At 60.6% G+C, this 24818-nt stretch carries 22 protein-coding genes; 11 read left to right on the top strand and 11 right to left on the bottom strand.

The window, feature by feature from the left end:
* Window positions 1–120 precede the first annotated feature (120 nt).
* Both mprF and ACSAMW_RS19465 read left to right on the top strand, forming a co-directional pair.
* Window positions 121–2763, top strand: coding sequence for a bifunctional lysylphosphatidylglycerol flippase/synthetase MprF (gene mprF / locus ACSAMW_RS19470; RefSeq protein ID WP_500591676.1), 2643 nt, complete (start codon window positions 121–123; stop codon window positions 2761–2763).
* Complete coding sequence (locus ACSAMW_RS19465; protein ID WP_500591675.1) at window positions 2763–4037, top strand: virulence factor family protein; 1275 nt, start codon at window positions 2763–2765, stop codon at window positions 4035–4037. The genes mprF and ACSAMW_RS19465 overlap by 1 nt, the downstream gene beginning before the upstream one ends.
* Window positions 4038–4936: 899 nt before the next feature.
* Here ACSAMW_RS19465 and ACSAMW_RS19460 read toward each other — a convergent pair.
* Window positions 4937–6835: a potassium transporter Kup gene (locus tag ACSAMW_RS19460; protein WP_500591674.1), complete on the bottom strand. Its 1899-nt coding sequence runs from the start codon at window positions 6833–6835 to the stop codon at window positions 4937–4939.
* Between the two features lie 228 nt (window positions 6836–7063).
* Between ACSAMW_RS19460 and rimO the strand changes: the two genes are divergently transcribed.
* The 3 genes from rimO (at window position 7064) to tsaA (ending at window position 9646) form a co-directional block, all read left to right on the top strand.
* A complete protein-coding gene (gene rimO / locus ACSAMW_RS19455; RefSeq protein WP_500591673.1) occupies window positions 7064–8401 on the top strand; it encodes a 30S ribosomal protein S12 methylthiotransferase RimO in 1338 nt (445 codons plus the stop codon).
* Between the two features lie 86 nt (window positions 8402–8487).
* Window positions 8488–8949 (top strand): YehS family protein, encoded by a 462-nt coding sequence (locus tag ACSAMW_RS19450; RefSeq protein WP_500591672.1) that lies wholly within the window; start codon window positions 8488–8490, stop codon window positions 8947–8949.
* Window position 8950: 1 nt separating this feature from the next.
* Entirely contained in the window at window positions 8951–9646 is a 696-nt protein-coding gene (tsaA, locus tag ACSAMW_RS19445; RefSeq protein WP_500591671.1) for a tRNA (N6-threonylcarbamoyladenosine(37)-N6)-methyltransferase TrmO, read from the top strand.
* Between the two features lie 51 nt (window positions 9647–9697).
* Here tsaA and ACSAMW_RS19440 read toward each other — a convergent pair whose 3' ends face one another.
* Window positions 9698–10477, bottom strand: coding sequence for a ferredoxin--NADP reductase (locus tag ACSAMW_RS19440; RefSeq protein WP_500591670.1), 780 nt, complete (start codon window positions 10475–10477; stop codon window positions 9698–9700).
* Window positions 10478–10612: 135 nt separating this feature from the next.
* Here ACSAMW_RS19440 and ACSAMW_RS19435 point away from each other — a divergent pair, with 135 nt between their 5' ends.
* The gene (locus ACSAMW_RS19435; RefSeq protein WP_168082124.1) at window positions 10613–11539 is read left to right on the top strand and encodes a LysR family transcriptional regulator; all 927 of its coding nucleotides are present in this window, start codon (window positions 10613–10615) and stop codon (window positions 11537–11539) included.
* Here the strand turns inward: ACSAMW_RS19435 and ACSAMW_RS19430 are convergent.
* Together ACSAMW_RS19430 and erdR are read right to left on the bottom strand one after the other, a co-directional pair.
* A complete protein-coding gene (locus tag ACSAMW_RS19430; RefSeq protein ID WP_500591669.1) occupies window positions 11536–11904 on the bottom strand; it encodes a diacylglycerol kinase in 369 nt (122 codons plus the stop codon). The two genes, ACSAMW_RS19435 and ACSAMW_RS19430, sit on opposite strands and share 4 nt — an antisense overlap.
* Window positions 11905–11957: 53 nt before the next feature.
* Window positions 11958–12608: a response regulator transcription factor ErdR gene (erdR, locus tag ACSAMW_RS19425; RefSeq protein ID WP_168082674.1), complete on the bottom strand. Its 651-nt coding sequence runs from the start codon at window positions 12606–12608 to the stop codon at window positions 11958–11960.
* A 167-nt stretch (window positions 12609–12775) separates the two neighbouring features.
* Here erdR and ACSAMW_RS19420 point away from each other — a divergent pair, with 167 nt between their 5' ends.
* Entirely contained in the window at window positions 12776–13660 is an 885-nt protein-coding gene (locus tag ACSAMW_RS19420) for a DMT family transporter (RefSeq protein ID WP_500594084.1), read from the top strand.
* Here the strand turns inward: ACSAMW_RS19420 and ACSAMW_RS19415 are convergent.
* Window positions 13621–14346, bottom strand: a complete 726-nt coding sequence (locus tag ACSAMW_RS19415; protein ID WP_500591668.1) for a tRNA-uridine aminocarboxypropyltransferase — start codon at window positions 14344–14346, stop codon at window positions 13621–13623. The two genes, ACSAMW_RS19420 and ACSAMW_RS19415, sit on opposite strands and share 40 nt — an antisense overlap.
* A 167-nt stretch (window positions 14347–14513) precedes the next feature.
* Here ACSAMW_RS19415 and ACSAMW_RS19410 point away from each other — a divergent pair, with 167 nt between their 5' ends.
* Complete coding sequence (locus ACSAMW_RS19410; protein ID WP_168082132.1) at window positions 14514–14924, top strand: quorum-sensing-regulated virulence factor family protein; 411 nt, start codon at window positions 14514–14516, stop codon at window positions 14922–14924.
* Between the two features lie 62 nt (window positions 14925–14986).
* On the top strand, window positions 14987–16063 hold the full coding sequence (locus ACSAMW_RS19405; RefSeq protein ID WP_500591667.1) for an LOG family protein: 1077 nt from the start codon (window positions 14987–14989) through the stop codon (window positions 16061–16063).
* A 4-nt stretch (window positions 16064–16067) separates the two neighbouring features.
* Here ACSAMW_RS19405 and recX read toward each other — a convergent pair whose 3' ends face one another.
* The 3 genes from recX to ACSAMW_RS19390 form a co-directional block, all read right to left on the bottom strand.
* The gene (gene recX, locus ACSAMW_RS19400; protein ID WP_168082136.1) at window positions 16068–16529 is read right to left on the bottom strand and encodes a recombination regulator RecX; all 462 of its coding nucleotides are present in this window, start codon (window positions 16527–16529) and stop codon (window positions 16068–16070) included.
* A gap of 37 nt (window positions 16530–16566) precedes the next feature.
* Complete coding sequence (recA, locus tag ACSAMW_RS19395) at window positions 16567–17673, bottom strand: recombinase RecA (RefSeq protein ID WP_500591666.1); 1107 nt, start codon at window positions 17671–17673, stop codon at window positions 16567–16569.
* Window positions 17674–17779: 106 nt separating this feature from the next.
* Window positions 17780–18280 (bottom strand): CinA family protein, encoded by a 501-nt coding sequence (locus tag ACSAMW_RS19390; protein ID WP_500591665.1) that lies wholly within the window; start codon window positions 18278–18280, stop codon window positions 17780–17782.
* A gap of 246 nt (window positions 18281–18526) precedes the next feature.
* Here ACSAMW_RS19390 and mutS point away from each other — a divergent pair, with 246 nt between their 5' ends.
* The gene (mutS, locus tag ACSAMW_RS19385) at window positions 18527–21094 is read left to right on the top strand and encodes a DNA mismatch repair protein MutS (protein ID WP_500591664.1); all 2568 of its coding nucleotides are present in this window, start codon (window positions 18527–18529) and stop codon (window positions 21092–21094) included.
* A gap of 171 nt (window positions 21095–21265) precedes the next feature.
* The gene (gene fdxA, locus ACSAMW_RS19380; protein WP_500591663.1) at window positions 21266–21589 is read left to right on the top strand and encodes a ferredoxin FdxA; all 324 of its coding nucleotides are present in this window, start codon (window positions 21266–21268) and stop codon (window positions 21587–21589) included.
* Window positions 21590–22013: 424 nt separating this feature from the next.
* Here fdxA and rpoS read toward each other — a convergent pair whose 3' ends face one another.
* The 3 genes from rpoS to ACSAMW_RS19365 all read right to left on the bottom strand — a co-directional run bounded on the left by rpoS (window position 22014) and on the right by ACSAMW_RS19365 (window position 24806).
* Window positions 22014–23018, bottom strand: a complete 1005-nt coding sequence (gene rpoS, locus ACSAMW_RS19375; RefSeq protein ID WP_500591662.1) for an RNA polymerase sigma factor RpoS — start codon at window positions 23016–23018, stop codon at window positions 22014–22016.
* A gap of 108 nt (window positions 23019–23126) precedes the next feature.
* Window positions 23127–24008 (bottom strand): peptidoglycan DD-metalloendopeptidase family protein, encoded by an 882-nt coding sequence (locus ACSAMW_RS19370; protein WP_500591661.1) that lies wholly within the window; start codon window positions 24006–24008, stop codon window positions 23127–23129.
* Between the two features lie 162 nt (window positions 24009–24170).
* A complete protein-coding gene (locus ACSAMW_RS19365) occupies window positions 24171–24806 on the bottom strand; it encodes a protein-L-isoaspartate(D-aspartate) O-methyltransferase (protein WP_168082678.1) in 636 nt (211 codons plus the stop codon).
* Window positions 24807–24818 lie beyond the last annotated feature (12 nt).

Raw genomic sequence — 24818 nt, 5'->3', positions numbered from 1 at the left:
GCAGAGGGGTCTGGTCGAAGAGCGCGCAGGAATCCCAGTTTCGCAAAAATTTCATTTTCCAGGGATTGGTAAGTTGCCCAGATACCGCCATCCTGTCGCGCTCAATAGGCGAGGTCATTGATGCGCCCCGAAATGTCTGAAGTAAACGACACTGCAACCCCTCCTGAACCTCTACCCTCCCGCCGCCTGCGCTGGCTGGAACTGCTAAGCCGGTACCGTCAACCATTGGGTATCGGGCTAACCTTGGTCATGTTTGCCATTGCCCTTATTGCCTGCCGCCGCATGCTAAGGGACCTGGACCTCTACGCGCTGCACGATTCGATCGCGGCTACGCCCTCCTCCGCCTTGCTGGCAGCGCTGGGCTTCACGGTTGCAGGTTTTGCCGTGCTGCTGGGCTATGAATGGTCGGCCGCCCGCTATGCCAACGCCCCGTTGCCCCCGCGCACCCTTGCATTGGGTGGGTTTACCGCCTTTGCCATTGGTAATGCGGTAGGCCTCTCCCTGCTGTCCGGTGGCTCAGTGCGCTACCGCCTGTACTCACGCCAAGGCGTGGGCCCTGCAGAAGTGGCCCGCATGACCCTGTTTGCCAGCTTGTCCCTAGGGTGCGCCTTGCCCCCGCTGGCAGCGCTGGCATGCCTGAGCGACCTGGGCGCAGCCTCCACCGCGCTGCGGCTGCCGCCTACCGTGCTGGCAGCCATTGCTATTGCCGTATTACTGCTGGCCGGTGGCTTGGCGGTGGGCGTGTACCGTCGCCGCACACCCGCGCAGCCATTCCCCCACAACCTCATTGTGAGGGCTGGCCGTAGCACGCTGCGCCTGCCTGCGCTGCGCCTGTGCCTGCTGCAGTTGGCAATCACGGCGCTGGATGTGGCCGTGGCCGCTGCCGTGCTGTACAGCCTGTTGCCAGAAGCACCGCCGTTTGGGGCCTTCCTTCTGGTCTACCTGCTAGCCTTGGCCGCCGGCGTCCTCAGCCATGTGCCAGGCGGCGTAGGGGTGTTCGAGGCCATTCTTTTGGCAGCCTTTGCCAATCAGCTGGGGGCTGCGCCACTGGCTGCGGCCTTGCTCCTGTACCGGCTGATCTACGTAATGCTGCCCTTCCTGGTGGCCTGCCTGGTGCTGTTGGCCAACGAAGCACGGCGGCTATTGTTTGCCCGTCAGGCCATTCGGGTGGCATCAGGCCTGGCGGCGCCCATTCTGGCGGTGCTGGTGTTCCTGTCAGGCATGGTGCTGCTGTTCTCGGGCGCTACCCCGGAAATTGACACCCGCCTGCGGCATATGGGCTTTTTGATTCCCCATCGCCTCATCGACGCGTCGCACTTTGCTGCCAGCCTGATTGGCGTGCTCTGCCTGCTGCTTGCCCAAGGCTTGCGGCGGCGTCTGTCCGCGGCCTGGATGCTGACCATGATCCTGCTGCTGGCCGGCTCGGTGCTCTCGTTGCTCAAAGGCTTTGATTGGGAAGAGGCCAGCATCCTTACCCTTACCGCCTGCTTGCTTGCCGTGTTCCGCCGCTCGTTCTATCGGCCAAGCCGCCTGATGGAGCTTCCGCTGTCGCCGTTCTACCTCATGGCAGCGGCTTGTGTGGTGGGCGCATCGATCTGGCTGCTGTTCTTCGCTTATCAAGACGTGCCATACAACAACCGCCTGTGGTGGCAGTTCGCGCTTGATGCCGATGCACCGCGGGCGCTGCGCTCGGCACTGGGCAGCGCTGTGCTGCTGATCATTGTTTCGCTGACGTGGCTGCTACGCACCGCCCGGCCGGTGATTCACCTGCCTGCCAAGGATGAGCTGGACCGGGCACACAAGATCCTGATGGCTTCGCATCAGCCCGATGGCGGCCTGGCGTTGACCGGCGATAAGGCGCTGCTCTTTCACCCAGATGATAAAGCCTTCCTGATGTATGCACGCCGTGGCCGCAGCCTGGTAGCCCTGTACGACCCTATCGGGCCTACCCAGCCGCGTGCAGAAATGATCTGGCAGTTCCGGGACCTGTGCGACTTCCATCACGCGCGCCCTGTGTTTTATCAGGTACGTGCCGAGAACCTGCCGTTCTACATGGACATTGGCCTGACCGCGATAAAGCTGGGAGAAGAGGCGCGCGTGGACCTGCGCCGCTTCGACTTGGACGCCAAGGGCAAGGAAATGAAAGACCTGCGCTATACCTGGAACCGGGGTACGCGAGATGGCTTGAGCATGGAAATCTATGAGCCGGGCACAGCCCCGCTCGATGAACTGAAAGTTATCTCGGACGCTTGGCTATCAGGTAAGAATGTGCGCGAGAAAGGGTTCTCCCTCGGGCGTTTCAGCCCGGACTACCTCAAGCACTTCCGTATCGTGATCATTCATTTCCAGGGCCGCCCGGTGGCCTTTGCCAACTTGCTGGAAACCAATAGCCATGAGCTGGCCAGCCTGGACCTGATGCGTTCACACCCCGAAGCGCCGAAGCTGACCATGGAATTCATGATGGTAGGGCTGATCCAGCACTACAAACAGTTGGGCTATGGGCGCTTCAGCCTGGGGATGGTGCCGCTGTCCGGGTTGCAACCGCGGCGCGGCGCGCCCCTTACCCAACGCTTGGGGTCGATGGTGTTCCGGCGCGGAGAACAACTGTACAACTTCCAGGGCTTGCGCCGGTTCAAGGACAAGTTCCAGCCAGACTGGGAGCCTCGTTACATGGCCGTGCCCGCGGGCCTCGACCCGCTGGTGGCATTGGCTGACACCGCTGCCCTGATCGCAGGCGGCCTGACTGGATTGGTGAAACGCTGATGATTCGACGTTACTGGCGCCTGGCGCTGATTGTGCTGTTGATCGTGATTGCCTTGGCTGCGGCGGCTTTCTGGTGGACCCACCGGCCCACTCCGCCTGCTACGGCTGAACCTGTAACACTCAGTGATGGCAGCCAGGCCACGCTGGTAACGCCAGGCCAGCGCACCAAGGTGGTCATAGCCGTGGCTGTGCCGGTAGACCAGCAGATGACTGAACGTCAGCTCACCGACCTTAGCCGTACAGGTGCAGCGAAGATCCTCCAGGTGGTACTGCCCAAGGACGACTGTGTTGCCCAGCAACAGGCCTTCCAGGCTGCGCTCAAGCAACTACCGGCCACTCCAGACATGGTAGGCGGCATCGGCCCTGGTGCATCGCTGGCGTGGGCGTGGCTGGCCGGGCAAACCAATGACAAGGCCCGCGCCGTATCCGTGGACCTTACGTTGGAACAGCCCAACTGCAAGCTTGACGTGCCTAAGAAAGCCGACCATGGCAAGTGGTCCGTGGCCTGGAATGACTGGCCCGATGATGTGAGTGCTACCTTCGTACGCGGCCAAGCCAATGCCCAGAACAGCATCAGTGACTACGATGTGAAGCTGCCGCAATTGCTCAAGACGCAACTGACCCAGGCCTTGGTGGGCGAAAACGATACCGGCCTGAAAATGCCAGTGGTGGAAGTGCCTTCCAGCAAACCAAACGATACGGTGACGCTGTTCCTGTCCGGCGACGGCGGCTGGCGCGACCTGGACAAGGACGTGGCTGAAGACATGGCCAAGACCGGCTATCCGGTGGTGGGCATCGATACCCTGCGTTACTACTGGCAGCACAAGTCCCCGGAAGAAAGTGCCGAGGACCTGGTGGAAGTGATGCAGTACTACCGCCAGAAATGGGGTGCCAAGCGCTTTGTGCTGGCAGGGTATTCATTCGGCGCTGACGTACTCCCGGCCATCTATAACCGTATGCCGGCCGAGGAACAGGCTCGGGTAGACAGCATGATCCTGCTAGCCTTTGCCCGCAGCGGCAGCTTCGAAATCGCTGTAGAAGGCTGGCTGGGTGCCGAGGGCAAGGAAGCGCCTACCGGGCCTGAACTGGCCAAGGTGCCCGGTGCCAAGGTGTTGTGCGTGTATGGCGTGGAAGAAGTGGACGAAAGCGGCTGCACCGAAGCCACAGACCTGGGCGAAAAGCTTCAGCTGCCCGGCGGCCATCACTTCGACGAGAACTACCCCGCCTTGGCGCAGAAGCTGATTCAGCAGATCGACAAGCGCAAAGCGCAGTAGGTTTTGTGCTCATGGCTCCTACAGAAACCGCGCCAGGCACGGGCCCTGTAGGAGCGGCCGTAGGCCGCGAACAATACACATAGGCTCTGAGGCCCATTCGCCCGCTGCGCCCGCGCTTCACAGGTGCCTACACAAACCGCGCCAGGCACGGGCCCTGTAGGAGCGGTCGTAGGCCGCGAACAATGCGCATAGGCTCCAAGGCCCATTCGCCCGCTTTCGCAGGCGCCTACAGAAACCGCCCCAGGCACGGGCCCTGTAGGAGCGGCCGTAGGCCGCGAACAATACACATAGGCTCCAAGGCCCATTCGCCCGCTTTCGCAGGCTCCTACACAAACCGCGCCAGGCACGGGCCCTGTAGGAGCGGCCGTAGGCCGCGAACAATGCGCATAGGCTCTGAGGCCCATTCGCCCGCTGCGCCCGCGCTTCACAGGTGCCTACACAAACCGCGCCAGGCACGGGCCCTGTAGGAGCGGCCGTAGGCCGCGAACAATGCGCATAGGCTCTGAGGCCCATTCGCCCGCTGCGCCCGCGCTTCACAGGTGCCTACACAAACCGCGCCAGGCACGGGCCTTGTAGGAGCGGTCGTAGACCGCGAACAATACGCATAGGCTCTGAGGCCCATTCGCCCGCTTTCGCAGGCTCCTACAGAAACTGCCCCAGGCACGGGCCCTGTAGGAGCGGCCGTAGGCCGCGAACAATACACATAGGCTCTGAGGCCCATTCGCCCGCTTCGCCCGCGCTTCACAGGTGCCTACACAAACCGCGCCAGGCACGGGCCCTGTAGGAGCGGTCGTAGGCCGCGAACAATGCGCATAGGCTCTGAGGCCCATTCGCCTGCGTTTCACAGGCTCGTACACAAAACGCGTGGAGCACGCGCCCTGTAGCGAACAGGCCGCGAACTACATCTCCACCTGAGTCCCCAGTTCGATCACCCGGTTCAACGGCAGGCGGAAGAACCGTAGGTTGCCGTTGGCGTTTTTGAGCATGAACGCGAACAGCCCTTCCCGCCAGCGGGCCATGCCCGGCAGGCGGGACGGGATCACCGTTTCCCGGCTAAGGAAGTAAGTGGTACGCATAGGGGTGAAGTCCAGATCTTCGAGCTGACACAAGCCCAGCGCAGCAGGCACATCCGGCTCGTCCATGAAACCGTAATGCAGAATCACCCGGTAGAAGCCTTCGCCAAACGCCTCCACTTCTACCCGTCGCTCTGCCGGCACACGAGGCTGGTCTTCGCTCAATACCGTCAGCAGTACCACCTGCTCATGCAGCACCTGGTTATGCAGCATGTTATGCAGCAACGCATGGGGCACAGCATCCTGGCGCGCGGTCAGGAATACCGCCGTACCCTGGGCACGGTAAGGCGGCTGCACACGAATACTGCCAATGAAGATGGGCAACGGCAGGCTGCCTTCGTCCAGGCGCTCGACCAGCAACTGCTTGCCGCGCTTCCAAGTGGTCATGAGGATGAACAGTGCCCCGCCAGCCAGCACCGGGAAGGCGCCGCCCTGCACAATCTTCGGCACGTTGGCGGCGAAGAACAGCAGGTCCACCAGCAGGAAACTGACCATCAGCGGAACGGCCAGCCAAGGCGACCAATTCCAGAGGCGTACCACTACCACCGATAGCAGCACAGTAGTGCACAACATCGTGCCCGTCACCGCCACGCCGTAGGCCGAGGCCAGGGCACTGGAGGATTCGAACCCCAGCACCAGCAGAATCACGCCCACCATCAGCATCCAGTTCACGGCACTGATGTAGATCTGGCCCTGTTCACTGCTGGACGTGTGCTGAATATGCATCCGCGGAATGTAGCCCAGTTGGATAGCCTGATGCGTCAGCGAGAAAGCCCCAGAAATCACTGCCTGGGACGCGATCACTGTGGCCAGGGTCGATAGCACTACCAAGGGAATCAGCGCCCAGCCCGGTGCCAGCAGGAAGAAGGGGTTGCGTGCCGCTTCGGGGTTTTCCAGCAACAGCCCGCCCTGGCCAAAATAATTAAGTACCAGTGCAGGCAGCACCAGCGCAAACCAGGCGCGGGCGATGGGCTTGCGACCGAAGTGCCCCATGTCGGCATACAACGCTTCGGCACCGGTGAGCGCCAGCACCACGGCGCCCAGTACGGCGACGCTCATGCCTGGGTGGCTGGCGAAAAAGCGCAGCATCCACACCGGGTTGATGGCGTGCAGCACCTCAGGATGATGGGAAATGCCCAACACCCCCAAGGCGCCCAATACCAGGAACCAGCACACCATGATGGGCCCGAACAACTTCCCGATGCTGGCGGTGCCGTGCTTCTGCAGCACGAACAGCCCGATGAGAATCACCAGGGCAATGGGGATAACCCATCGGTCCACGCCGTCGAAGGCCAGCTCCAGCCCTTCTACTGCAGACAGCACCGACACCGCAGGGGTGATCATGCTGTCTCCATAGAACAATGCTGCGCCTACCAGGCCGAAGATCACCATGACCGCACCCAACCGCGGGTAACCGGCCACGGCCCTGCGCGCCAAGGACAGCAGGGCCATGGTACCGCCCTCCCCCTGGTTGTCGGCACGGAGCACGAACAGCACATACTTGATCGACACCACCCAGATCAGCGCCCAAAAGATCAACGACAGCACGCCCAACACCCCTTCATGGGTGACGGTCACTCCGTAGCCCCCCATGAACACTTCCTTGAGGGTGTACAAAGGGCTGGTACCGATGTCGCCATACACCACACCCACGGCTGCCACCAGCACACCCAGCGGTTTTGCGGCGGCGTGACCGCCCTGTGCCTCACTGCTTGCCTGACCCATCCACCTCTCCTGCTACCCTTGATACCGGCCTGGTTTCGTTCGCGTTGAAGTCTGACGAGTCGCCACCTTCGCGCAGAGGGCGCGAAGCATAGCGCAGCGCCGGTCGTATTTCCCTGCTAAACACTGGAAATGCAGCGCGCGCATCGCTAGAATTGCGCACTTTTTGATCAGGCGCGTTGAACGCGCACACGGGCAAGGCCGTGCCCCTGCCCCATACCGAGGTTAGTCATGTCTACTGTCACTGCGCCTGCCGTTGCCCCAAAGGTCGGCTTCGTCTCACTGGGCTGCCCCAAAGCCCTGGTCGATTCGGAGCGGATCCTGACCCAATTGCGCATGGAAGGCTACGAGGTTGTGCCCACCTACCAGGACGCAGACGTGGTGGTGGTCAACACGTGTGGCTTTATTGACAGTGCCAAAGCCGAATCGCTCGAAGTGATTGGCGAAGCCATCGCTGAAAATGGCCGTGTGATCGTGACCGGCTGCATGGGCGTGGAAGAGAATGCCATCCGCAACGTGCACCCCAGCGTGCTGTCGGTCAGTGGGCCACAGCAGTACGAGCAGGTGGTCAACGCTGTTCACGAAGTGGTGCCGCCCCGTCAGGACCACAACCCGCTCATCGACCTGGTTCCTCCACAAGGTATCAAGCTCACCCCACGCCACTACGCCTACCTGAAGATTTCCGAAGGCTGCAACCACAGCTGCAGCTTCTGCATCATCCCTTCCATGCGCGGCAAGCTGGTCAGCCGACCAGTGGGCGACGTACTGGACGAAGCCCAGCGCCTGGTCAAGGCAGGCGTCAAGGAGCTGCTGGTCATTTCTCAAGACACCAGCGCCTACGGTGTGGACGTGAAATACCGTACCGGCTTCTGGAACGGCCAGCCGGTGAAAACCCGCATGACCGAGCTGTGCCAGGCACTCAGCACGTTGGGTGTGTGGGTACGCCTGCACTATGTGTACCCGTACCCACACGTGGATGAACTGATCCCGCTGATGGCCGCTGGGAAAATCCTCCCGTACCTGGACATCCCTTTCCAGCACGCCAGCCCCAAGGTGCTGAAGTTGATGAAGCGCCCGGCGTTCGAAGACAGAACCCTGGCCCGTATCAAGCAATGGCGTGAACTGTGCCCTGAGCTGGTGATTCGCTCCACGTTCATCGTAGGCTTCCCGGGTGAAACCGAAGAAGACTTCCAGTACCTGCTGGACTGGCTGACCGAAGCGCAATTGGACCGCGTAGGCTGCTTCCAGTATTCGCCTGTGGAAGGCGCACCGGCCAATGCATTGGCCGATATCGTGCCAGACGAGGTGAAGCAGGACCGCTGGGACCGCTTCATGGCGCACCAGCAGGCCATCAGCGCCGCCCGCCTGCAAAGCCGTGTGGGTCGCGAAATCGAGGTATTGATCGATGAGGTGGACGAGGAAGGCGCCATTGGCCGTTGCTTCTACGACGCGCCAGAAATCGACGGCAATGTTTATGTGGAAGCCGACCGCCCACTGCACCCTGGCGACAAGGTCATGTGCCGCGTGACCGAAGCAGACGAATACGACCTCTGGGCTACCGCCATCTGACTCGCCCTCGGCGCGGCCAGGCAGGGTGCCATGGTCGCGCTGCACGTGCATTTCCTGCTTTCCTGCTCAAAGGCGTGTAACCACTTATGATTCACAACGATGTACTGCGCAGCCTGCGTTATGCACTGGCCATCAGCGATGGCGCGCTGGTGGACATGATCAAGCTGGGTGGCCAACCCGTGACCATCGAGGCTGTACGCACTTACCTCAAGAAAGAGGATGAAAACGGGTTCGTTCGTTGCCCAGATGCGGTCATGGGCCACTTCCTGGATGGGCTGGTGTTCCACCGCCGTGGCAAAGACGAAAGCCGGCCGCAGCTGCCAGTTCAGTTGCCCGTTTCGAACAATGACATCCTCAAGAAACTGCGTGTGGCCTTTGAGCTGCGCGAAGATGACATCCGTCAGATCCTGGCCACTGTCGACTTCCCGGTATCCAAGCCGGAACTGAGCGCCCTTTTTCGCAAGGTTGGCCATGACAACTACCGGGCCTGTGGCGATCAGTTGCTGCGCAACTTCCTTAAAGGCCTGACCCTGCGACTGCGCCCCTGACATGGCCTACAGCATGGTGCCGGTGGGCTATGTTCGGTCCTGCTTCAAAGAGAAGTTCGCCATTCCTCGCCAGCCTGCACTGGCCAGCGCCGCGCGTGGCTGCCTGGAGCTAATCGCCCCTTATGACCGACCCGAGGCCGTTCAAGGGCTGGAAGCCGTCAGCCACGTGTGGCTGCTGTTCGTGTTCCACCAGGCCCTTGAGGCACAACCTCGGCTAAAGGTCCGGCCGCCTCGCCTGGGCGGCAATCGCAGTATTGGCGTGTTTGCCAGCCGCGCGACCCATCGGCCCAATGGCATAGGCCAGTCCGTAGTGCGGCTGGACCGGGTTGAGCCGGGCAAGCTGTGGCTGTCCGGCATCGACCTGCTCGATGGCACACCCGTGCTCGACATCAAGCCCTATGTACCCTATGCCGATCAGGTGCCAGGGGCATTCAATGCCTTGGCAGACACAGCCCCACCTCTGATTCAGGTGCAGTGGACCGAAGCGGCGCTGCATCAGGCTCAGCAGCACGCTGGGCGCCTTGGTGAGCCACTGGTAGCCCTGATCGAACAATGCCTGGCCCAAGACCCTCGCCCGGCCTATCAGGCGCCACCCCCCGAGCGGCAGTACGGGGTAAAGCTATGGGACGTGGAAGTGCGCTGGCACTACCCGGATGCCCATGGCATTCGCGTACTGGAAGTGGTCCCGCAGGCATGAAAAAGCCGCCGGGCGTCTAGCGCGCGGCGGCTTTGCAGGCAGCAACGTGGCTTACTTCTCGACGAAGGCACGCTCGATCAGGTAATCCCCTGGCTCACGCATGCGTGGCGACACGGTAAGGCCGAAGCTGTTGAGCACTTCACTGGTTTCATCCAGCATGCTTGGGCTACCGCACAGCATGGCCCGGTCGTGTTCCGGGTTGATCGGGGGCAGGCCGATATCGGCGAACAGCTTGCCACTGCGCATCAGGTCAGTTAGCCGGCCCTGGTTACGGTATGGGTCGCGGGTCACCGTAGGGTAGTAGATCAGCTTTTCCCGTACGCCTTCACCGAAGAATTCGTTCTGCGGCAAGTGCTCGGTGATGAACTCGTGATACGCCACTTCGTTGGCGTAACGCACACCGTGCACCAGAATCACCTTTTCGAAACGCTCGTAGGTTTCCGGGTCTTGGATGACGCTCATGAACGGCGCCAGGCCGGTACCGGTGCTAAGCAGGTACAGGTGTTTGCCAGGCTTGAGGTCATCGAGCACCAGCGTGCCGGTAGGCTTCTTGCTGATGATGATCTCGTCACCTTCGTTCAGGTGCTGCAGTTGCGAGGTGAGTGGGCCGTCTGGCACTTTGATGCTGAAGAACTCCAGGTGCTCTTCCCAATTGGGGCTGGCGATGGAGTAGGCACGCATCAGAGGGCGGCCATTGGGCTGCTGCAGGCCGATCATCACGAATTGGCCGTTCTCGAAGCGCAGCCCAGGGTCCCGGGTGCACTTGAAGCTGAACAGGGTATCGTTCCAGTGATGAACACTGAGCACGCGCTCGTGGTTGAAGTTGCTCATTGAAAGAAAGCTCCTGAAAACGCTGTACCCTGCCAGGCAGGTGCCGACAGTGCGGCATGATTGCGCGGTATTCTAGGGCCCGTAATAATATCTGTTAAATGAATTATCAAGATATACCTAATCGGTTATATAGATATGCGATTTACCTTACGCCAGTTACAGGTTTTTGTGGCCGTGGCCCAGCAGGAAAGCGTCTCTCGCGCTGCGTCTCAATTGGCGCTGTCGCAGTCGGCCGCCAGTACCTCCATCACAGAGCTGGAGCGGCAATCAAGCTGCCAGCTGTTCGACCGTGCGGGCAAACGCCTGAGCCTTAATGCGCTGGGGCATCAGCTCTTACCCAAGGCGGTTGCCCTGCTGGACCAGGCCAAGGAAATCGAAGACCTGCTCAATGGCAAGTCTGGCTTTGGGTCACTGGCGGTAGGGGCCACACTTACTATTGGCAATTACTTAGCCACCTTGCTCATTGGCAGCTTTATGCAGCGCCACCCGGAAAGCCAGGTGAAACTGCATGTGCACAACACAGCCCATATCGTGCAGCAGGTGGCGCAGCACGAGCTGGACCTAGGCTTGATCGAGGGGGATTGCTACCACAGCGATATTGAAGTTCACCCTTGGGTTGAAGACGAGCTGGCCGTGTTCTGCTCCCCCGCTCACCCGCTGGCTGCCAAAGGCAGTGCTAGCCTTGAAGACTTGGTGGGGGAAGCCTGGATTCTTCGGGAACAAGGGTCTGGCACGCGCCTGACCTTCGACCAAGCCATGCGCCACCACCGTTCCACGTTGAACGTGCGGTTGGAGCTGGAACATACCGAAGCCATCAAGCGCGCCGTGGAGTCTGGCCTGGGCATTGGTTGCGTATCCCGCCTGGCCCTGCGCGACGCCGTGCGCCGGGGTAGCCTGGTCTACATTGCGACGCCGGAGCTGGACCTGGCGCGGCAGTTTTTCTTCATCTGGCACAAACAGAAATACCAGACCTGCGCCATGCGCGAGTTTCTAGAGCTATGCCGTACGTTCACCGCCGGTGTAAAGCGCAGCGATGAAATCGTGCTGCGGCCGTTTGCCTAAAGAAGAATCACCGCCCACACCAAACCAATCAATGAAAGTGCAATGAATTGAGCCGCGCTGCCCATGTCCTTGGCATTCTTGGACAACGGGTGGCGCTCCAGGGAGATGCGGTCCACCGTGGCCTCGATGGCCGAGTTGAGCAATTCCACGATCAACGCCACCAGGCACACGGCAATCAGCACCGCACGCTCTAGCCGGCTCACCGGCAGGCAGAACGCCACGGGAATGAGTACGGCATTGAGCAGTACCAGCTGGCGGAAGGCCGCCTCGCCCGTAAAGGCTGCACGCAAACCGTCAAATGAATAGCCAGCGGCGTTGAAGATACGTTTGAGGCCGCTCTGGCCTTTGAAAGGAGACATGGACACACCCTGTTAGTGGGGGCTGCACATTACCTGATCGGCCCACGGGATGCAGCAGGTCAACCGGCGCCGAGGGACGCCAGTTGCTGCAGCAATAACGCGGCCTGGGTGCGTGTGCGTACCCCCAGCTTGCGGAAAATAGCCGTTACATGGGCCTTAACCGTTGCTTCAGACACATTGAGCTCGAAACCGATCTGCTTGTTGAGCAGCCCTTCGCACACCATGGTCAGCACGCGAAACTGCTGGGGCGTCAGGCTGGCAAGCCCCTCTCCGGCCGCCTTGGCCTGGGCACTGACCTCAATGGGCTCGAAAGCCTGCGCCGGCCACCAGTCATCCCCTTGCAGCACGGCTTGCACAGCAGCCTGAATGGTCTCCAATGGGCTGGACTTGGGAATGAACCCGCTGGCACCGAACTCCCGAGCACGTACCACCACCGCCGGTTCGTCCTGGGCAGAAATCATCACCACCGGCACCTGAGGATATTGCCCGCGCAACAGCACCAGGCCCGAGAAGCCATAGGCACCAGGCATGTTCAGGTCCAGCAATACCAGGTCCCAGCTTGCTTCTCCGGCCAAGCGGCTTTCCAGCTCCGCGATGCTCTCGGCTTCTGCTAGCCGTGCCGCGTCACCGAGCCCGAGGACCAACGCCTGGCGCAGGGCGCTGCGAAACAACGGGTGGTCATCGGCGATGAGGATGTCGTAGCTGGCCATCAGGCGGGCGTCCTGTTCAAACAAGCAAGGTCCAATTGAAAAAGCCACATGCGTGGCAAACTGCCGCAGCTGGGACGGCGCCAAGCATGCCGAGGCCGGCAGGGGTGGTCAAGCTGCCTGCATTGAGGCACAGTTTCGCCCCCCGGAAATAATTCATGGAGCGAATGATGCAACGCCATGCCCTGCGCGCCGACCTGCTGATGCTGTTGACCGCAATGATCTGGGGGTCTGGCTTTGTTGCACAAACCGCCGGCATGAACCATATCGGGCCTTTCCTCTATTCAGGGCTGCGCTTTGCCTTGGGCTCGGTCTGCCTGCTGCCCTTGCTGTACTGGCGCAGCCGCACCGCCCCGCAGCCTGCCACGCGAGGCCAGTGGTACGCCGGCGCCGCCATGGGCTTGGCGCTGGCGATAGGCATCAACCTGCAACAGTTCGGGTTGCAGTTCACCAGTGTCACCAATGCCGGGTTTATCACGGGCCTGTATGTGATTGTGGTGCCAGTGGTGGGGCTGCTGTTGGGGCATGCCACGGGTACAGGCACCTGGCTGGGCGCGTGCCTGGCGGTGGTAGGCATGTACCTGTTGAGCGTGAACGAACACTTCCAGGTAGCCCCAGGCGACTGGCTGCAATTGGCCGGCGCTTTCGTATGGGCAGGCCACGTGTTGCTGGTAGGGCATTTTGCCAGCCGCCACGACGTGATACGCCTGGCCTTCATTCAGTTCGTGGTGTGCGCGGTGGCCAGCCTGATGCTCTCCCTGGTGTTCGAGCACTTCGACATCGCCGCAATCATGGCCGCTGCGCCTGCGGTGGCCTACGGGGGCATGGTTGCAGCGGCGCTGGGGTATACGTTGCAGGTAATCGCCCAGAAGGATGCGATTACCTCCCATGCCGCCATCATTTTTTCGCTGGAAGCAGTATTTGCGGCCATCGCTGCCACGCTGTTCCTGGGCGAGGTGCTCACGCCACGGGGCTATGTAGGTTGCGCAGTGATGCTCACGGGTATGCTGGTGGCTCAGCTATGGCCGTCACGCGCTACCCCTGCGCTGGCCTGAGGCACTCCAGGCCGCGGCCTGGGCAAGCCGCGCTTTGCCGCCATATAGTGTGCGCTGAACAGGTCGAGCCAGTTGTCCAAGGTGTCTGCCGCCTGTTCATGCCCTGCCAGGCTCAGGCACAGGGCAGCCACTTCAGCGGTACAGAAATGGTCGTCCCGGCGAGATCGGCGAAGCCGGTAACGGGAGATGGCTTCAGGTGCCAGGCTCAGTACCGGCAATCCGTCCAGGTAAGGGCTTTTGCGGAACATCTTGCGCGCTTCACTCCAGGTGGCATCGAGCAGCACGAACAAGGGGCGCTTGCCCGATAACGGCGGTACATCACTCACCACACGCGAAGGCGGCTGTACGAACTCACCTGGGAATACCAGAACCGGGCTGAAGCGCGTGTCCTGAAGCAATGCCAGCAGTTGAGGGTCTACGTGGGTTCGGCTCCACTCAAAGGCATAGGTGTCCTGAATCACGTCTGCAATCAGCCAGCCCGTATTGGTCGGCTTGAGGGCTTCTACATCGTGCATCAACAGGCATATCGCCGGGCCGCTGTGTTTTTGGGGTGCCTCAGCGCACAGGCAATGGCTGGGAATCACGCGGCAGTGTGGGCAGCGCGGGCTTTTCGAGCCGCGGGCCACAAAAGGCCGGGTACTGCGCGCCAGGCGCTCGGCGCGTAGGCGAAAAACGGCGTGGGGCATGGTGCAGCCAGGCAGACAGTAGGAAGGGAGGCAGTCTACCACTGGCTGCAGCACAGGGCGTGCAAGCTGCGGTATATACTGCGCCTCATCCCCTACCCTGGAACACAGGCAGGCATTGCCGGTCCAACGGGCTTGCGCCAAGGGCGCCATCAGATCGAGGAGGTTTCATGCCACGCTTCACCATCGCTGTTTCCCTGCTGCTGGCTTTGCCGCTGGGCATTGCTCAAGCTGCATCGCTACAGGATTTCGAGCTGACCAAAGCGCTCGAACAGGTAGCCAAGGACAGCAGTGTGGGTACGCCCAGGGCCATCAACGAAGACATCCTTGACCAAGGCTACACGGTCAAAGGCAACGAACTTATCGACCACCTGGCCGTACAGCCTGGCCACGCCGCACAAATGCGTGAGAACCCCCAGGAAGTCTATTTGCAGCTTGGGGCCAGCGTCTGTCGTAACCCCGGCTACCAGAAGCTGATGGCCCGTGGCGCGGTGATGCGTTATGAATTTACCGAGTACAAGACCAAGAAGCCGGTGGCGACCCACCGGTATACGGCCGCAGACTGTGGCTTGAAGCACTGACCTTCACGTGCTGGGGGGTCGGCCTCTTGCTGATCCCCCGGCAGGCACCAAGGAGCGGTTGCATGGCGTACCAGCCCGATAGAACACTGGACGAACACTTCGCGGCGCATGACAGCGCCTTGGTAACCCAAGTAGATGCGCAACTGGCGCGCCTTGCACCGGGCAGCGCCAACCTCCCCTTGTACCGGGACATGGTGTTGACGGTACTGCGCATGGCGCAAGAAGACCGCAGCCGCTGGGACGCCAAGATCACGCTACAAACCCTGCGTGAGCTGGACCATGCCTTCCGAGTGTTGCAGGCCCATAAAGGGCAACGCAAGGTGACCGTATTCGGCTCGGCGCGCACACCACGCGAACACCCCGTTTATGCTATTGCCCAGGAACTGGGGGCGGCACTTGCCCGTTCAGGTCTGATGGTGATCACAGGGGGCGGCGGAGGCATCATGGCGGCAGCCCACGAGGGTGCTGGCCGGGCCAACAGTTTGGGGTTCAACATCGCCCTGCCCTTCGAGCAGCGGGCCAATGCCACCATCGATGGTTCCGATCACCTGCTGTCATTCCACTTCTTTTTCGTGCGCAAACTGTTCTTTGTCAAAGAGGCGGATGCGCTCGTGCTATGCCCTGGCGGCTTTGGCACGCTGGATGAAGCACTCGAAGTACTGACCTTGATCCAGACGGGCAAGAGCCCCTTAGTACCTGTGGTGTTGCTGGATGCACCAGGGCATACCTTCTGGGAAGAAGCGCTGGGCTTCATGCGCCGTGAACTGGAAGCCAACCATTACATTTTGCCCAGCGACCTGAAACTGATGCGGCTGGTGCACAGTGCCGAAGACGCTGTGGCTGAAATCAACCGCTTCTACGCCAACTTCCACTCCACGCGCTGGCACAAGAACATTTTTATCGTGCGCATGCGCCATCCGCTGAACGCGCCTGCGCTCGCCAAGTTGGATGCCTTATTCGGGGATTTGAAGCTCAGCGGCGAATTCGAGCAGCATGAGGTGATACCTGAAGCGGCTGATGAGCCAGAGCTGGCACACCTGGTTCGGCTGGCCTTTACCTTTACCGGCCGAAACCAAGGGCGACTTCGGGAGTTGGTGGACTATATCAACCAGCCAGAGCATTGGGTTCAAGCTGGCTGATCGCTCAATCTCGCCCGCTCAACAAACGCCCGACCAAGTCCATGGGATAACCGCGGTACAGCAGAAAACGCGTTTGCCGTGCACGTTCCTTTTGGTCTATAGGCAACTCGCCTGAGAATTTGCGCTCCCAAACATCGCGCAGGAGCGCAGACCAATCAAAGCCGCATTCCCGCAAGGCCTGGTCGATGTCAGCGCGCAATAGGCCGCGTTGCGCCAGGTCCTCACGAATACGTGCAGGCCCATACCCAGAACGGGCACGGTAGTTGATGAAGCTTTCGAGGTAGCGGGCTTCGGAAAGAAGCCCGTCCTCTGTAAGGCGGTCCAGTGCTGAGCTAATGAGTTCGGGGGGAGCGCCCCGCTGGCGCAGCTTACGCTCCAGCTCGACCCGGCCGTGTTCCCGCCGGGCCAACAGGTCCATTGCCACGCGCCGTACGGCAACCGCTGTATCAAGGGCTACCGCAGGCATGGGCAGCCCTCTTCATGAGCCACGCAACACTTCACGCTTACAGATCGTTTTCGGCGTCAGCCATTTCATCAGCCGCTGCTGCTGCAGGCGCAGCACCTTTACGGCCGGGCTTCTCGTCCTTCACCTCTTTAGCGTCCTTTGTTTCAGGCGCTGGGCCTGCGCTAAGCAACTTGTCACGGATCTGCTTTTCCAGTGCAGCCTTGACCTCAGGGTTCTCCTCAAGGTACTTGGCAGCGTTGGCCTTGCCTTGGCCAATTTTGTTGCCCTGGTAGGCATACCAAGCGCCTGACTTGTCTACGAAACCATTGGCGACACCCAGGTCGATGATTTCGCCATTCAGGTAGATGCCCTTGCCATAGAGAATCTGGAACTCAGCCTGACGGAACGGTGGCGATACCTTGTTTTTCACCACTTTCACGCGGGTCTCGCTGCCCACCACGTCGTCGCCTTCCTTCACCGAACCAGTGCGGCGGATATCAAGGCGTACAGACGCGTAGAACTTGAGGGCATTACCCCCTGTGGTGGTTTCGGGGCTGCCGAACATCACACCGATTTTCATACGGATCTGGTTGATGAAAATGACCAGGCAATTGGCAGTTTTGATGTTGCCGGTGATCTTGCGCAGCGCCTGGGACATGAGGCGCGCCTGGAGGCCCACATGCATGTCACCCATTTCACCTTCGATTTCTGCCTTGGGTACCAATGCAGCCACGGAGTCGACGATGATCACGTCTACGGCGTTGGAGCGCACCAGCATGTCGGTGATTTCCAGCGCCTGCTCACCTGTGTCTGGCTGCGAGACCAGCAGGTCATCGACGTTTACCCCTAGCTTGCCGGCGTATTCAGGGTCTAGGGCGTGTTCGGCGTCGACGAAGGCGCAGGTAGCACCCGCACGTTGCGCCTGAGCGATGACCGACAGCGTAAGGGTGGTTTTACCCGAAGATTCCGGGCCGTAGATTTCGACGATACGGCCTTTTGGCAGCCCGCCGATGCCCAGTGCGATGTCCAGGCCGAGGGAGCCGGTCGAGATAGCAGGGATGGCTGTGCGTTCATGGTCGCCCATGCGCATGACGGCACCCTTACCGAATTGACGCTCGATTTGACCCAGGGCCGCAGCCAAGGCACGCTTCTTGTTGTCGTCCATTGATGTCCTCACGATTTCGATAGGGCCGCCATTACGCTGTTCGCGCCCTGTACTGGCCAATAACTGTATAAGTGAACAGTATTATTCCACACCTTCAACGGATCGACTACCCCTGCCCTGGTATTTCTCCATTGGCCAAGGCAAGCAATCCATGAAGCGCGGCGGCAACGGTTTGTTGCCGTACAGCATGTCGATCACCTGGGAATTGCTGGCGTTCGGTAAAAATGCGTGAGCCGTCTGCCCACGCCAGCCACACGGTGCCTACAGGCTTGTCTGGCGACCCGCCGCCGGGCCCTGCCACACCGCTCACAGCCACTGAAAACCTGGCCTGTGCCCTCTGCGCCGCGCCAATGGCCATGGCGTGGACAACCTCCTTGCTGACGGCGCCTACCTGCTCGAACAGTGTGCCGGGTACGCCCAGTTGCGCTGTTTTCTGGGCGTTAGAGTAGGTCACGTAGCCAGCTTCGAACCAGGCCGAGCTACCGGCCACCCGCGTGATAGCCTCGGCAATGCCACCGCCTGTGCAGGATTCGGCGGTGGTCACGTGGGCGCCTATCGCCTGGAGGCGGTTGCCCAAGGCAGTGGCCAGGTGGGTGATGTCATCCATGGAAACTCCTTGTTCGGGTCAAGCCGCCTGGCAGCAGGCGGGCCGGGCAGACTTTCCCCCGGCTGGCGAGGTCTGTCCATGGCCGATACGCAACCATTCGTTGCGGCGCTACACGCAGGGTGCAGGAGGATGAGCCTCCAAGCACGCCAAAGTTCATTTGCCCCGTTTTAGCGACGCGGAAAAAATCCCTGTACCATTGGCCGCTTTCGCCCTTTGTTACTGCCGACAGCCGAGCCCAGCCCCTGAATGTCTGACCTGTCCAACCATACCCCGATGATGCAGCAATACTGGAAGCTGAAGAACCAGCATCCTGACCAGCTCATGTTCTACCGCATGGGCGACTTCTACGAGATCTTCTACGAAGACGCGAAGAGGGCCGCAAAGCTGCTCGACATCACCCTGACCGCGCGGGGGCAGTCAGCAGGCCAGTCGATACCCATGTGCGGCATCCCTTATCACGCTGCCGAGGGCTACCTGGCCAAGCTGGTCAAGCTGGGCGAGTCCGTGGTGATCTGCGAGCAGATCGGCGACCCGGCAACCAGCAAGGGGCCAGTTGAGCGTCAGGTGGTGCGCATCATCACACCAGGCACCGTCAGCGACGAGGCCCTGCTGGACGAGCGCCGAGACAACCTCATCGCCGCCCTGCTCGGGGACGAGCGCCTGTTCGGGCTGGCCGTGCTGGACATCACTAGCGGCCAGTTCATCGTTCAGGAGGTCAAGGGCTGGGAGCACCTGCTGGCCGAACTCGAGCGCATCAACCCCGTAGAACTCCTGATCCCGGACGACTGGCCCCAGGGCCTGCCAGCGGAGAAACGTCGAGGCGCACGGCGCCGCGCGCCCTGGGAGTTCGAACGCGATACCGCGCGCAAACTGCTGTGCCAGCAGTTCGGCACTCAGGACCTGAAAGGGTTCGGGTGCGAACAGCTAACCTTGGCCATCAGTGCCGCGGGTTGCCTGTTGGCCTACGCACGCGAAACACAACGTACGGCCCTTCCCCACTTGCGCAGCCTGCGGCACGAGCGGCTGGACGACACCGTAGTGCTGGATGCGGCCACGCGGCGTAACCTGGAACTGGACATCAACCTGGCAGGGGGGCGCGACAACACCCTGCAGTCTGTGTTGGACCGGTGCCAGACCGCCATGGGCAGCCGTTTGCTGACCCGCTGGCTCAACCGCCCGTTGCGTGACTTGAAGGTATTGTCGGCGCGCCAGCACTCCATCCGCTGCCTGTTGGAAGGGTATCGGTTCGAGGGGCTGCAGCCACAGCTCAAGGACATTGGCGACCTGGAGCGCATCCTGGCCCGTATCGGGCTGCGCAACGCGCGCCCACGGGACCTGGCACGGTTACGCGATGCCCTGGCGGCGTTGCCGGAATTGCAAAACCACCTGACCGACCTGGAAGCACCGCACCTGGCGCAGCTGGCCACCATCGCCGGCACCTATCCCGAGCTGGCTGCTTTACTAGCGCGCGCTATCATCGATAACCCACCTGCCGTTATCCGTGACGGCGGCGTGCTCAAGACCGGTTACGACGCCGAACTGGATGAGCTGCTGGCCCTGAGCGAGAACGCTGGCCAGTTCCTGATCGACCTGGAAGCCCGCGAAAAGGCGCGCACTGGGCTGGCCAACCTCAAGGTGGGCTACAACCGCGTTCACGGTTACTTCATCGAATTGCCCAGCAAGCAGGCCGAGCAAGCCCCTGGCGATTACATTCGCCGCCAGACCCTTAAAGGCGCCGAGCGCTTTATCACACCCGAGCTCAAGGCCTTCGAGGACAAGGCGCTGTCCGCCAAGAGCCGCGCACTGGCACGTGAAAAGATGCTGTACGAGGCCCTGCTGGAAACCCTCATAGGGCACCTGGCGCCCCTGCAGGACACGGCAGCGGCGCTGGCCGAGCTGGACGTGCTGGGCAACCTGGCCGAGCGCTCGCTCACCCTGGACCTGAACTGCCCCACCTTTGTAAGCGAGCCGTCCATTCGTATCGAACAAGGCCGGCACCCTGTAGTGGAACAGGTGCTGAGCACGCCGTTTGTGGCCAATGACCTGTCACTCGATGACCAGACCCGCATGCTGGTAATCACCGGCCCCAACATGGGGGGTAAATCCACCTACATGCGGCAGACAGCCCTGATCGTACTGTTGGCTCACATCGGCGCCTTTGTACCGGCCGCCCGGTGCGAACTGTCTTTGGTGGACCGTATCTTCACACGCATCGGCTCCAGCGACGACCTGGCAGGGGGCCGCTCTACCTTTATGGTGGAAATGAGCGAAACCGCCAACATTCTGCACAATGCGACCCACGCCAGCCTCGTACTGATGGATGAAGTAGGCCGTGGCACCAGTACGTTCGATGGCCTGTCGCTAGCCTGGGCAGCTGCGGAGCGGTTGGCGCGCTTGAAAGCCTTTACCTTGTTCGCCACCCATTATTTCGAGCTGACCGTGCTACCGGAAAACGAACCGGTGGTGGCGAACGTTCACCTGAACGCAACCGAGCACAAGGAGCGCATCGTCTTCCTACACCACGTGTTGCCAGGCCCAGCCAGCCAAAGCTACGGCCTGGCCGTCGCGCAACTGGCGGGCGTACCAGAAGCCGTTATCCAGCGCGCACGGGAACATCTGGGCCGCCTCGAAACAGCCAGCCTGCCAAAAGAGCCTGCTCTGGCAAAGCCTGGAACCCCCCAGCCGCCGCACCAGAGTGACCTGTTCGCGCAACTGCCGCACCCGGTACTGGACGACCTGGCCAAGGCCGACCTGGACAACATGACGCCACGGGCTGCGCTGGACCTGCTGTACACGTTGAAAAAGCGGGTCTAACACCTAAAGGCGCAAGCTGATAGAATCCCGCGCGGTTTGGGAAGTCCACTTCTTAGAGGCTCGGACCAGGGTCCGGACACCCGTGATCATCAGCTGGCTGCAAGCCAGCTCCGAAACCTGCAGGGCCCTTGCCGTGGGGCCCGCGACAGCCGCCTGAGGAGAACATCAGCAATGACCTTCGTCGTCACCGACAACTGCATCAAGTGCAAATACACCGATTGCGTAGAAGTATGCCCGGTGGACTGCTTTTACGAAGGCCCGAATTTCCTGGTCATTCACCCGGACGAGTGCATCGATTGCGCATTGTGCGAACCTGAATGCCCGGCGCAGGCCATCTTCTCCGAAGATGAAGTACCGGCCGACATGCAGGAGTTCATTGCGCTGAACGCGGAGTTGGCCGACGTATGGCCCAACATTACCGAACGAAAGGATGCCCTGCCCGACGCTGAAGAATGGGATGGCAAACCGGGCAAGATTGCCGACCTGGCTCGCTGACCCTAGCAGGCCTTTCGGGCGCGCACGAAAAAGGGGGGCATCAAGCCCCCCTGTATCATCTTCCGTGGTCCTTGTATTTCCTTCTCATCGTCCTGATGAATCGCGTCGTGCGATGTCCTGGCTGCCGTCCATGGAAGCCTGTGTCTGTCCCTGGACACAGTTCAGATAATAGACTTTTGGTTGTGCGGAGCAAGGCGAAGGGTTTTTCAAAAAAAGTCATTGCACTGCCATGACACTTTTAAAATTCTTATATTTCAGTAATTTATATTTTTACCTACTGAGTTTTCGGTATTTTCTACACTACTTTATGACTAAGGCTTACGCGTACTGTAAGTGTTTTCCTACAGCAGCTTAAGCACACACGTCGTCTTTCCAATGGTCAAAAAAAGCCCCGCTATGGCGGGGCTTGTGGTGCAGCTATACGCTACTGAAACAAGGACTCACTGGACAAGCCGTTGCGCTCCAGAATCTCACGCAGGCGCTTGAGGCCTTCTACCTGAATCTGCCTGACGCGCTCGCGGGTCAGGCCTATTTCCAAGCCTACATCTTCGAGCGTGCTGCTTTCATGGCCGCGCAAGCCGAAGCGCCGTACAACCACTTCCCGCTGCTTGTCAGTGAGCTCGGAAAGCCATTGATCGATGCTCTGGGACAGGTCATCGTCCTGAAGCAATTCACACGGGTCCGTAGGGCGATCGTCCGTCAGGGTATCCAGCAGGGTCTTGTCCGAATCCGGCCCTAGCGACACGTCTACCGAAGACACACGCTCGTTCAGGCCCAGCATGCGCTTGACCTCGCCTACTGGTTTTTCAAGCAGTGCAGCGATTTCTTCAGGCGAAGGCTCATGATCAAGCTTCTGTGTCAGTTCACGCGCCGCCCGCAGGTAAACGTTCAGCTCTTTAACCACATGAATGGGCAGACGAATGGTGCGCGTCTGGTTCATGATGGCCCGTTCGATGGTCTGACGAATCCACCACGTTGCATACGTGGAGAAGCGGAACCCGCGTTCGGGGTCGAATTTCTCGACGGCTCGGATCAGGCCCAGATTGCCCTCTTCGATCAGGTCCAGCAGCGACAACCCACGGTTTACATAACGCCGGGCAATCTTGACCACCAGCCGCAGGTTGCTTTCGATCATGCGCTTGCGACCTGCCGGGTCGCCTTTTTGCGAGAGGCGTGCGTAATGCACTTCTTCGGAAGGAGAAAGCAGGGGGGAAAAGCCGATTTCATTGAGGTACAGCTGGGTGGCATCAAGCGCACGGGTGTAATCGATGTACTTATGCTGCTTGAGCGAAGAGGTTTGCCTGGCCTTTGACCGTACCGCTGCTACCGGAGCGTCCTCGTCGGACGCCATGTCAAGGACGATACCGGTTTCAACCAGCAGCACCTCATCGTCGATGTCAAACTCCGGCGCTTCTCTGTTAAGAGCCATTGTTGTAGTCCCTTTCTGAGTTCGACCTCAAGCCCAAGCGTGCCTGGTTTCCATGGCTACGCAGGAGCCTGTCCCCCCTACGTGGTTAGCGACAGGCTGCAGCGGCATTCAACGTCGTGGCAGAAACTGCATGGGATCTACTGGCTTGCCCTGGCGGCGAATTTCAAAGTGAAGTTTCACCCGGTCGGTACCTGTGGAGCCCATTTCGGCAATTGCCTGCCCGGCCTTGACCTGCTGCCCCTCCCGAACCAACAGCCTACGGTTATGGCCATAGGCGCTTACATAGGTATCGCTATGCTTGATGATTACCAGCTCGCCGTAGCCCCGCAAGCCACTCCCGGCGTACACCACGGATCCATCAGACGCAGCGAAAACAGGCTGTCCCAAATCTCCGGCGATATCAATTCCTTTATTCAAACTACCGTTTGAAGCAAATTTTCCTATCAAAACGCCATTGGACGGCCATGTCCAACCGCCTGCCATTGTTTGGCCAGCAGCTGCAGGAACCGGAGTTGGCGTGTTTACCGAAGCGGTTGAGGACTCGGAAATGCCCGGTGCTACCGCTATGGGAGGGGCCTCTGGCCGGCGCGTGACTGTGGTGGTACTTGACGAGGACGTTGAGTTGCTGCGGGTCACAACAGTGGACGGCGCCGTGGCTGCTACTGTGGCGGCCCCGTTTTGACCATCGAACCGCAGGGCCTGGCCCAGACGAATGGTATAGGGCGGCGGGATATTATTACGGGCAGCCAGTGCCTTGTAATCCCAGCCATAGCGGAAGGCAATGGAATACAACGTATCGCCCCGCTTCACGACGTATTGGCCTGTAGTGACCTGGGGCCGTTGAGGCTTCTGCGCTGCGCGATCCACAACCCGTACGCTACTGCTGGGCGTGCTTGAGCACCCTGCCAGCAAAACAGCAGCTGCCAGTGCCGCAAGCACGCTTTTCTGGAGCCGCATGCCCGCACCCTGGCCAATAACTGTCGGACTCACCCGCTACTCCCTTTGGATGATGGTTGAAACAAGGCTGGCAGTATAACCGAGGTGGTCAATGGCCATGCCGTGGAAGGCGTTGTTGCACGCCAAGGGATGAGAAGACGTTAGAACCCCGCGTATGACAGGCCCCAGGCAGCAGAATTCCAGGTGGATAGCGTGTCATGCCAGGGGGCCATTGAGCAGGGGCACAAATCGAACCGACCCAAGCAGGTGCCGGGTGAAACCCGCGTCTTCGCGTACGATCAGCATCAGTTGCTGCACGTCGCCAGCCCCCACCGGTATGACCATTCGGCCTCCCGGCGCCAGCTGGTCCAGCAACGCTTGAGGTACATCGGCCGCTACGGCTGTGACAATGATTCCGTTATAGGGCGCCAGCGCCGGCCACCCTTCCCAACCATCTCCCCATCGGAACACCACATTGCGCACATTCAGGCTTTGCATGCGCTCTTTGGCACGGTCTTGCAGGCCCTTGATGCGCTCCACGGAAAACACTCGTTCCACAAGCTGGGAGAGAATCGCGGTCTGGTAACCCGAGCCTGTACCGATTTCCATCACCTTATCCAAAGGCCCCGCTGCCAACAGCAGTTCGCTCATGCGTGCCACGATGTAGGGCTGGGAAATGGTCTGGTTGTTGCCAATGGGCAAGGCTGTGTCTTCGTAGGCGCGGTGGGCCAGCGCTTCATCGACAAACAGATGCCGTGGGGTCTTGCGGATCACGTCAAGCACATTCGGGTTGCTGATCCCCTCTTCGTGCAGGCGCTGAATAAGGCGTTCACGGGTTCGCTGGGAGGTCATCCCGATGCCCCG

Source organism: Pseudomonas sp. AB39(2026) (assembly GCF_059831485.1).
This window is presented reverse-complemented; position numbering and strand designations above follow the sequence as displayed.

Bases quoted from the DNA above. Each gene is read 5' to 3' on its own strand.
- ACSAMW_RS19405 (WP_500591667.1), top strand. From the start codon at position 14,987: ATGGCGTACCAGCCCGATAGAACACTGGACGAACACTTCGCGGCGCAT.
- rpoS (WP_500591662.1), bottom strand. From the start codon at position 23,018: ATGGCTCTTAACAGAGAAGCGCCGGAGTTTGACATCGACGATGAGGTG.
- ACSAMW_RS19465 (WP_500591675.1), top strand. From the start codon at position 2,763: ATGATTCGACGTTACTGGCGCCTGGCGCTGATTGTGCTGTTGATCGTG.
- ACSAMW_RS19440 (WP_500591670.1), bottom strand. From the start codon at position 10,477: ATGAGCAACTTCAACCACGAGCGCGTGCTCAGTGTTCATCACTGGAAC.
- ACSAMW_RS19450 (WP_500591672.1), top strand. From the start codon at position 8,488: ATGATTCACAACGATGTACTGCGCAGCCTGCGTTATGCACTGGCCATC.
- recX (WP_168082136.1), bottom strand. From the start codon at position 16,529: ATGCCTGCGGTAGCCCTTGATACAGCGGTTGCCGTACGGCGCGTGGCA.
- tsaA (WP_500591671.1), top strand. From the start codon at position 8,951: ATGGCCTACAGCATGGTGCCGGTGGGCTATGTTCGGTCCTGCTTCAAA.
- ACSAMW_RS19435 (WP_168082124.1), top strand. From the start codon at position 10,613: ATGCGATTTACCTTACGCCAGTTACAGGTTTTTGTGGCCGTGGCCCAG.
- ACSAMW_RS19415 (WP_500591668.1), bottom strand. From the start codon at position 14,346: ATGCCCCACGCCGTTTTTCGCCTACGCGCCGAGCGCCTGGCGCGCAGT.
- ACSAMW_RS19365 (WP_168082678.1), bottom strand. From the start codon at position 24,806: ATGACCTCCCAGCGAACCCGTGAACGCCTTATTCAGCGCCTGCACGAA.
- mutS (WP_500591664.1), top strand. From the start codon at position 18,527: ATGTCTGACCTGTCCAACCATACCCCGATGATGCAGCAATACTGGAAG.
- ACSAMW_RS19420 (WP_500594084.1), top strand. From the start codon at position 12,776: ATGCAACGCCATGCCCTGCGCGCCGACCTGCTGATGCTGTTGACCGCA.
- fdxA (WP_500591663.1), top strand. From the start codon at position 21,266: ATGACCTTCGTCGTCACCGACAACTGCATCAAGTGCAAATACACCGAT.
- ACSAMW_RS19390 (WP_500591665.1), bottom strand. From the start codon at position 18,280: ATGGATGACATCACCCACCTGGCCACTGCCTTGGGCAACCGCCTCCAG.
- erdR (WP_168082674.1), bottom strand. From the start codon at position 12,608: ATGGCCAGCTACGACATCCTCATCGCCGATGACCACCCGTTGTTTCGC.
- ACSAMW_RS19460 (WP_500591674.1), bottom strand. From the start codon at position 6,835: ATGGGTCAGGCAAGCAGTGAGGCACAGGGCGGTCACGCCGCCGCAAAA.
- recA (WP_500591666.1), bottom strand. From the start codon at position 17,673: ATGGACGACAACAAGAAGCGTGCCTTGGCTGCGGCCCTGGGTCAAATC.
- rimO (WP_500591673.1), top strand. From the start codon at position 7,064: ATGTCTACTGTCACTGCGCCTGCCGTTGCCCCAAAGGTCGGCTTCGTC.
- ACSAMW_RS19410 (WP_168082132.1), top strand. From the start codon at position 14,514: ATGCCACGCTTCACCATCGCTGTTTCCCTGCTGCTGGCTTTGCCGCTG.
- mprF (WP_500591676.1), top strand. From the start codon at position 121: ATGCGCCCCGAAATGTCTGAAGTAAACGACACTGCAACCCCTCCTGAA.